This is a genomic window from Streptomyces sp. SID14478, from assembly GCF_010548525.1.
Lineage (GTDB): Bacteria > Actinomycetota > Actinomycetes > Streptomycetales > Streptomycetaceae > Streptomyces.
This window is the reverse complement of sequence record NZ_JAAGMG010000914.1, coordinates 1-6,747: the sequence shown is the minus strand read 5'-3', so window position 1 is coordinate 6,747 and position 6,747 is coordinate 1. Positions and strand designations below refer to the sequence as shown.

The 6,747-nt window shown below is 72.6% G+C and carries 6 protein-coding genes and 1 pseudogene; 5 read left to right on the top strand and 2 right to left on the bottom strand.

Annotated elements, in window-relative coordinates; all coding sequences use genetic code 11:
* A pseudogene (locus G3I40_RS29780) lies at positions 1 to 227 on the bottom strand (amidase family protein); the annotation flags it as partial.
* A gap of 376 nt (positions 228 to 603) precedes the next feature.
* Positions 604 to 1,185: a TetR/AcrR family transcriptional regulator gene (locus tag G3I40_RS29775; protein WP_164305722.1), complete on the bottom strand. Its 582-nt coding sequence runs from the start codon at positions 1,183 to 1,185 to the stop codon at positions 604 to 606.
* 123 nt (positions 1,186 to 1,308) lie between these two features.
* Between G3I40_RS29775 and G3I40_RS29770 the strand changes: the two genes are divergently transcribed.
* The 5 genes from G3I40_RS29770 to G3I40_RS29750 form a co-directional block, all read left to right on the top strand.
* Entirely contained in the window at positions 1,309 to 2,979 is a 1,671-nt protein-coding gene (locus G3I40_RS29770; protein ID WP_164305719.1) for a CocE/NonD family hydrolase, read from the top strand.
* A 75-nt stretch (positions 2,980 to 3,054) separates the two neighbouring features.
* Entirely contained in the window at positions 3,055 to 4,716 is a 1,662-nt protein-coding gene (locus G3I40_RS29765) for an ABC transporter substrate-binding protein (RefSeq protein ID WP_164305717.1), read from the top strand.
* Entirely contained in the window at positions 4,713 to 5,663 is a 951-nt protein-coding gene (locus G3I40_RS29760; protein WP_239092016.1) for an ABC transporter permease, read from the top strand. Before G3I40_RS29765 ends, G3I40_RS29760 begins: the two co-directional genes overlap by 4 nt.
* The gene (locus tag G3I40_RS29755) at positions 5,660 to 6,508 is read left to right on the top strand and encodes an ABC transporter permease (RefSeq protein WP_343245053.1); all 849 of its coding nucleotides are present in this window, start codon (positions 5,660 to 5,662) and stop codon (positions 6,506 to 6,508) included. The genes G3I40_RS29760 and G3I40_RS29755 overlap by 4 nt, the downstream gene beginning before the upstream one ends.
* Positions 6,505 to 6,747: ATP-binding cassette domain-containing protein (locus tag G3I40_RS29750; RefSeq protein WP_164305708.1), on the top strand; the 243-nt coding region annotated here is incomplete at its 3' end. The genes G3I40_RS29755 and G3I40_RS29750, both read left to right, overlap by 4 nt.

Below are 6,747 nucleotides of genomic sequence, written 5' to 3'. Positions count from 1 at the left end.
CCGAGCGGCTCGCCCGCGGCGACGGCGGCGTCGGCCCGGCGGGCCGCGTCGAGGGCCTCGTCGGCGCGGACCTCCACGAGCGCGTTCGTGACCGGGTTCGTCTCCTCGATGCGGCCGAGGCAGGAGGTGACGACCTCGACGGCGCTGACCTCACGGCCGCGTACGGCGGCGGCGAGTTCGGTGGCGGACCGCTGCCACAGCTCGCCGTGCTGACCTGGACTTCCCATGGGGCACCTCTTCGGAACAGGGCGGTGGGCAAGGGAACGAGGGGAACGCAGTACGCGGGTCCACGGGACCGGCGTGGGCGCGGGCAGGCGGCCGTCGGGGGCTCGCTCGGGCAGGCCGTCGCGCACCCCGTCATACAACGGCGTTTTATTTCGCGCACAGACTGCGCCGCGACCACAGACGCTGTCAACCCCCGCCCACCACCGACTACTTGGGGCTCGCCTCGCTCGGCACACCCTGCCGCACACCCGGGCCGCGCCCCGCTCCCCCGGACAGGCCCCGGCGCCTCCTGCCGCACGCCCCGGGTCACCACCCCCGGACAGACCCCGGCACCCCCCGCCGCACACCCCGGCCGCGCCCCACTCCCCCGGGCAAGCCCTACCCGGCGGAGCCCTTCAGCAGGTCGACGACGGCCAGGATCGCCCGCTCCCCGCGCTCGGCGGTCCAGCTCTCCGGGTCCTCCAGCGTCGACAACCAGTAGCCGCGCAGCAGGAGATGGAGCACGTCCCCGCTCAACTCCCCACCGGCCAGGCCGCCTTCACCGGCGAGCGCGCCCAACTCCTCGTGGCCCCGCCGCGACGTGGCCCGCCGCACCTCTTCCACCTCGGCGCCGGCGCCGGGCCCCGCGCTGGCGATCTCCATCATGAGTCGCCGCAGCACCTCGTCGTCCCGCTCGGTGGTGCACATCCAGCGGACCGCCGCGCGCAGCCGGTCCTCACCCTCGACGCCCTCCAGGGCGCGGGCCATCTCGCGGCCCCACTCGGCCTCGGCGCGGCGCATCGCATTGATCATCAGGGCCGCACGGCTCGCGACGTAATTGGTCACCATCGCGGTGGAACCGCCGAGTTGTCCGGCCACCGCCCGGATGGTCACGGAGCGGACGCCGCGCTCGCGGGCGACCTGGATGGTGGCGTCCGCGATCTCGTCGAGCCGCCTGGCCTCGTCTACCTCGATCGGCATGCCGCCGACCTTAACGCAATGGGTTGACCCCGTTCACACGGAGCTGCAATGTTGTCATACAACGCCGTTACATCACGGCGTTGTTCCTCGCACTTTCCGGCCAGCTTCCGGGAGTTCACCTTCATGACCTTCACTTTTGCGCGCGTCGGCCCGGCGCCCGTGCCCGCACGGGCCCGCGAGTTCCGGGTGCGGATGCGCGACGGGGTCCGGCTCGCCACCGACGTCTACCTGCCCGACGCCGGGCCCGGCGCGGACCCCGAGACGGCCCTTCCCGCCGTCCTCGTGCGACTGCCGTACGACAAGAACAGCCGCTACGTCTACTGCGACGAGATCGCCGCCCGCTTCACCGCCCGCGGCTACGCCGTCGTCGTGCAGGACGTGCGCGGCAAGTTCCGCTCCGAAGGCCCGACCGTGCCGTTCCTGCGCGAGCCCGACGACGGCTACGACACGATCGACTGGATCGTGCGCCAGCCGTGGTCGGACGGTCTGGTCGGCATGTTCGGCGACTCGTACTACGGCTTCACGCAGTGGGCCGCGGTCTCCTCCCAGCACCCGGCGCTGCGCGCCATCGTGCCCCGGGTGACCACCGTCGACTTCAACGCGACCACGCAGAGCGGCAGTCCGGTCGGCCGGCCCGTGTGGCTGGAGGGCATCGAGTACTACGCGCACTACTGGATCGACCAGGGCGTGTACGAGTACGAGCCGGACCGCACCGTCCGCCCGGTCATCGACCAGTACGAGCAGGCGTTCCGCGCGATCGGCGCCCGCTCCACCTGGTTCGACCTGCTCGCCCCGCGCTTCACCGACCTGTTCCCGGCGCGCGGCAGACACCCCTTCGACGCGCGCCCGGTGCCCGTGCTGCACTGCGTGGGCTGGTTCGACAACATCGTGATCCCGCACATGCGGGACTACATGGAGCTCGCCGCACGCCCCGGCTGGGACGCCGTGCAGTACCTGTGGGCCGGCGCGGTCGACCACGAGAACTACCGGCTGGCGGACGCCCCGGCGACCGGGGAGAGCGACCACGCGGCGAGCCCGGCCGCCCTCGACCGCATGCTGCCGGGCTATGTCGATCCCGCGCTCGCCTTCTTCGACGTGTTCCTCAAGGGCGTCCGCCGGGCCGACGAACTGCCCAAGGTGCAGTGGGAGTTGGGACACGCCGAGTGGCGCACCGCCGCGTCGTGGCCGCCGCCGGACGCCGTGCCGCACACCCTGTGGCTCGACGCGGCGACCGGCACGCTCGACACGGCCGCGCCGACCGCGGCGCACCTGGCGCAATGGACGTACGACCCCCAGGACCTGGTCCCCTCGGTGGTCGAGAACTCCTTCGCCCTGCTGCACAGTTACCCCGATCTCGCCCCGGTCGCGGCCCGCGAGGACGTGCTCTGCTTCACCGGTCCCGTACTGGGCGAGGCGCTCAACCTCGCGGGGCCCCTCGCGCTCGCCCTCCAAGTGACCAGCACCGCACCGGAGTTCGACGTCTTCGCCAAACTCGTCGACGTCCGTCCCGACGGGCGGATGCGGCCGATCGCCCGTGGCGAGGTCTGCGTACGCACCGACGAGGCGCCCGACGAGGTGCGCGTCGACCTCGGGCACACCGGCTACCGGGTGCGCCCGGGACACCGGCTCGCCCTGCTCCTCGCGAGCAGCGACTACCCGCTCTACCTGCCCGCGTCGGGCAGTGCCGAGAACCCCTGGACGACGCTCGCCCCGAAGCCGAGCACCCAGACGCTGCGCACCGGCGACGCCCACCCCTCGTCGCTCGTCGTCACCGCCCTGCCCGCGCGGCCCTGACCGCCCGCTCCCCCACCCGCGCACCCGCACCGAAGGACCCGGCACGACTCACCACTCCCGATCAGGAGCACCCTCATGCACGCTCCCCGACGCACCGCCCTGCCGCTCGCGGCGCTGGCCACGGTGCTCGCGCTCACCTCCTGTTCGTCCGGCGGCGGCCGGGCGGCAGGCCCCTCGCCCGGCGCGGTGCGGCTCACCTCCACGACGCCCGCCGCGCACGGCTCCCTCGACAGCGTCACCTGGAACCTGCCGATGGGCGAGCCGACGACGCTAGACCCGGCGAAGGTCGGCGACTACTCGCCGAGCACCGTCGTCGCCAACCTCTGCGACCCGCTGGTGCGGCTGAAGGCCGACTACTCGACGGCGCCCGGCCTCGCCACCTCCTGGAACCGCCCTGACCCCAAGACCCTCGTGCTGAACCTGCGCCGCGGCGTCACGTTCTGGGACGGCAGCGCGATGACCGCCGCCGACGTCGTCGCGAGCCTGGAGCGCCAGCGCGTGCCGGCCACGCAGAGCGTCAACATCCAGGTCCTGGCGAACGTCACCACCATCCGGGCCACCGGCTCCCACCAGGTCACCGTCCGCTTCCGCACCCCGGACTCCCTGTTCCTGAAGTACCTGGTGAACGGGTTCGGGGCCGTCAGCAAGGCCGCGTACCTGAAGAAGGCGGGGACCGCGTACGGCACCGCCAAGGGCGGCCTGATGTGCACCGGCCCCTTCGAGCTGACCAGGTGGCGCCCGGGCGAGTCGATCACCGCCGTGCGCAACGGCGCGTACTGGGACCCCGCGCTGCGCCCCAAGGTCAAGAAGCTCACCTTCCGGTTCGTCACCGACAACGGGACGCTGACCAGCGCCCTCATGTCCGGCCAGATAGACGGCAGTTACGAGATTCCGTCGACCGCCGCCAAGGCCCTGCGCACGTCCGAGGAGGGGAACCTCTACTACGGTCCGTCCGCGCAGACCGTCTTCCTCACCCCGACGGGTCCCGCCTCCCCGCTCGCCGACCGCCGCGTCGCCGACGCGCTCTCCCTCGTCCTCGACCGCGACGCGCTCGTCAAGAACGTGTACGACGGCGCGGCCCAGCGACAGAAGACCTTCATCCCCTCCCTCGTCTGGCAGCACAGCCCGGCCAAGGACGTGTACGCGAAGGGGTACGCCGCGCTGCCCGCCCTGCCCGGACCGGACGTCGCCCGGGCGAAGAAGCTCGTCGCGCAGGCCGGCCCGAAGCAGCGCACCGTCACCGTCGCCATGGGAGCGGGTGACCAACAGTCCCTGCAGACACTGACGTTCCTCCAGGCGGGCGCCCGGAAGATCGGCCTCAAGGTCGTGATCCGGCAGCTCCAGCCCACGCAGATGTCGGGCATGTTCTACAACTCGGCGCTGCGCAAGGGCCTCGACGCCACCATGGTCCTCGGGTACGTGGAGATTCCCGACCCGCTCTCCTACGCGGACATGCTCACCGACCCCAGGTCCCCGCTGAACTGGACCGACTACCGCAACAGCGCGGTCACTTCGCACATCGGGGCGGCCAAGGCAGCGGACGACGAGCAGGTCGCCGCGCGCGAGTTCACCAAGGCGCAGGCGCTGTACGCGAAGGACTTCCCGGTCGTGCCGATCGTCTGCCCGTACGAGCGGCTCTTCCTCAACAAGCGGCTCAGCGGGGCCCCCGCTTCCTTCGCCTACATCAACATGCCGTGGGCGGCCCGCCTCGGCGGCACCGGGCAGGGGACCTCATGATCTGGCGCTTCATGGCCCGGCGCGCCGCGACGCTCGCGGTGACCGCACTGGTCGCGAGCGTCGCCGTGTACGGGGCGCTGTTCGTCTCGCCCGGCGATCCGGCGACCCTGCTGGTGGGCGGCGGCCGGCCGCCGAGCGCGAAGCTGCTCGCCGAGATCCACCACCAGTACCACCTCGACGACCCGTTCCTGCAGGGCTACGGGCGCTGGCTGGCCGCCTTGTCCCACGGCGATCTGGGCGAGTCCCTCAGCTACCGGAACTCCGTCGCGCACCTGGTCGGCGACCGCCTCGGCAACACCCTGTTCCTGGTGGCGTACGCGGCCGTCCTGATCATCGTGGCCGGTGTCGCGCTCGGCGCGTTCGCGGCGCTGCGCGGCGGCTGGGGCGACACGGTGGTGACCGTCGTGACGACGACGCTGATGGCGGTGCCGACGTTCGTCATGTCGGTCCTGCTGATCTGGTGGCTGTCGGTGCGCTGGCCCCTGTTCCCCGCCTACGGCACGGGCGAGGGATTCAGCGGCCGCCTCGTCCACCTCACACTCCCCGCGCTCGCGCTCGCCGCGACCTGGCTCGCCTACGTCGCCCAGGTGACGCGCGCCGCGGTGCGCGCCGAACTCGCCTCCGAACACGTACAGACCGCGCGCGGCCGCGGCCTGCCCGAGCGGCTCGTCGTGCGCAAGCACGTGCTGCGCAACGCGTCGGCGCCCATCTTCTCGGTGTCCGGGGTCGCCGTCGCGGGTCTGATCGCGGGCTGCGCGATCGTCGAGCAGGCCTTCGGCGTCAACGGCATCGGGGCGCTGCTCGTCCAGAGCGCGGCCAAGCAGGACCTGGCCGTGGTGCAGGCGCTCGCGCTGATCAGCGTGGTCCTGTTCGTCGGCGTGAACACCGTCGTGGACGTGGTCACGGCGCTGCTCGACCGCCGCACACCACTGGAGGCGGCGGCGTGACGACCTATCAATTTGCCGTGCGCGCCTGGGTTTTCCGGCGCGGCAACGGCGTACTCCTCGCCTCGGGCGCCGTGGTCGCCCTCGTGGTCCTCCTCGCCGTCTGCGCCCCGCTCGTCGCCCCGTACGACCCGGAGGCCGTCGACCCGATGGCCGTGTACCAGGGCAGTTCGGCGGCGCACTGGCTCGGCACGGACGACACGGGGCGCGACATCCTGTCCCGCATCCTGTACGGGGCGCGGCTCAGCCTGCTCGCGCCCGCCGTGGTGACCGTCTGCGCGAGCGCCGTCGGCACGGCGCTCGCGCTCGCGGCGGCGTGGCTCGGCGGCTGGTACGACCGGCTGGTCTCCGGGCTGCTGAACGTCGTGTTCGGCTTCCCCGGGCTGATCCTCGCCGTGGTCGGCGCGGCCGTCTTCGGCGCGGGGCTCCGGGTGGCGGTCGTGACCTTGTCCGTCGCCTACCTGCCCTACGTGGCCCGCACGGTGCGCGGCGCCGCACTGCGCGAGGTGCACCTGCCGTACGTGGCGGCGCTGCGCATGCTCGGCGTGTCCGGCCGGCGGATCTGTCTGCGGCACCTGCTGCCCGCGCTGCTGCCGCTGGTCCTGGTACAGGTGACCGTGTCGTTCGGCTACACGCTGCTCGACGTGGCGGCGTTCTCCTTCATCGGGCTCGGTGCCCAGCCGCCGACGGCCGAGTGGGGGCTGATGGTCGCGCAGGGCGCCTCCGGCGTGCTCGCCGGAAGGGCCGAACAGTCGCTGTACGCGGGCCTGGTGATCGTCGTGTTCGTCATCGCCTGCACCCTGCTCGGCAACGGCCTGTCCCGACGACTTCTGGGGGACGACCGATGACCCTGCTCGACATCCGCGGCCTGCACGTCACCCTCCCCCTCGACGGAGCCGACCGCACGGTCATCCACCACGTCGACCTGCGCGTACCGGCCGGTGCGGCGGTGGGCCTCGTCGGCGAGTCCGGTTCCGGCAAGTCGCTCACCGCCCGGTCCGTGCTGCGGCTGCTGCCGCCCGGCGCCCGCGTCGGGGGCGACGTCCTCGTCGACGGCGCCTCCGTGCCCGCCATGGGCCCCGCCGCC

Bases quoted from the DNA above. Each gene is read 5' to 3' on its own strand.
- G3I40_RS29775 (WP_164305722.1), bottom strand. From the start codon at position 1,185: ATGCCGATCGAGGTAGACGAGGCCAGGCGGCTCGACGAGATCGCGGAC.
- G3I40_RS29770 (WP_164305719.1), top strand. From the start codon at position 1,309: ATGACCTTCACTTTTGCGCGCGTCGGCCCGGCGCCCGTGCCCGCACGG.
- G3I40_RS29765 (WP_164305717.1), top strand. From the start codon at position 3,055: ATGCACGCTCCCCGACGCACCGCCCTGCCGCTCGCGGCGCTGGCCACG.
- G3I40_RS29760 (WP_239092016.1), top strand. From the start codon at position 4,713: ATGATCTGGCGCTTCATGGCCCGGCGCGCCGCGACGCTCGCGGTGACC.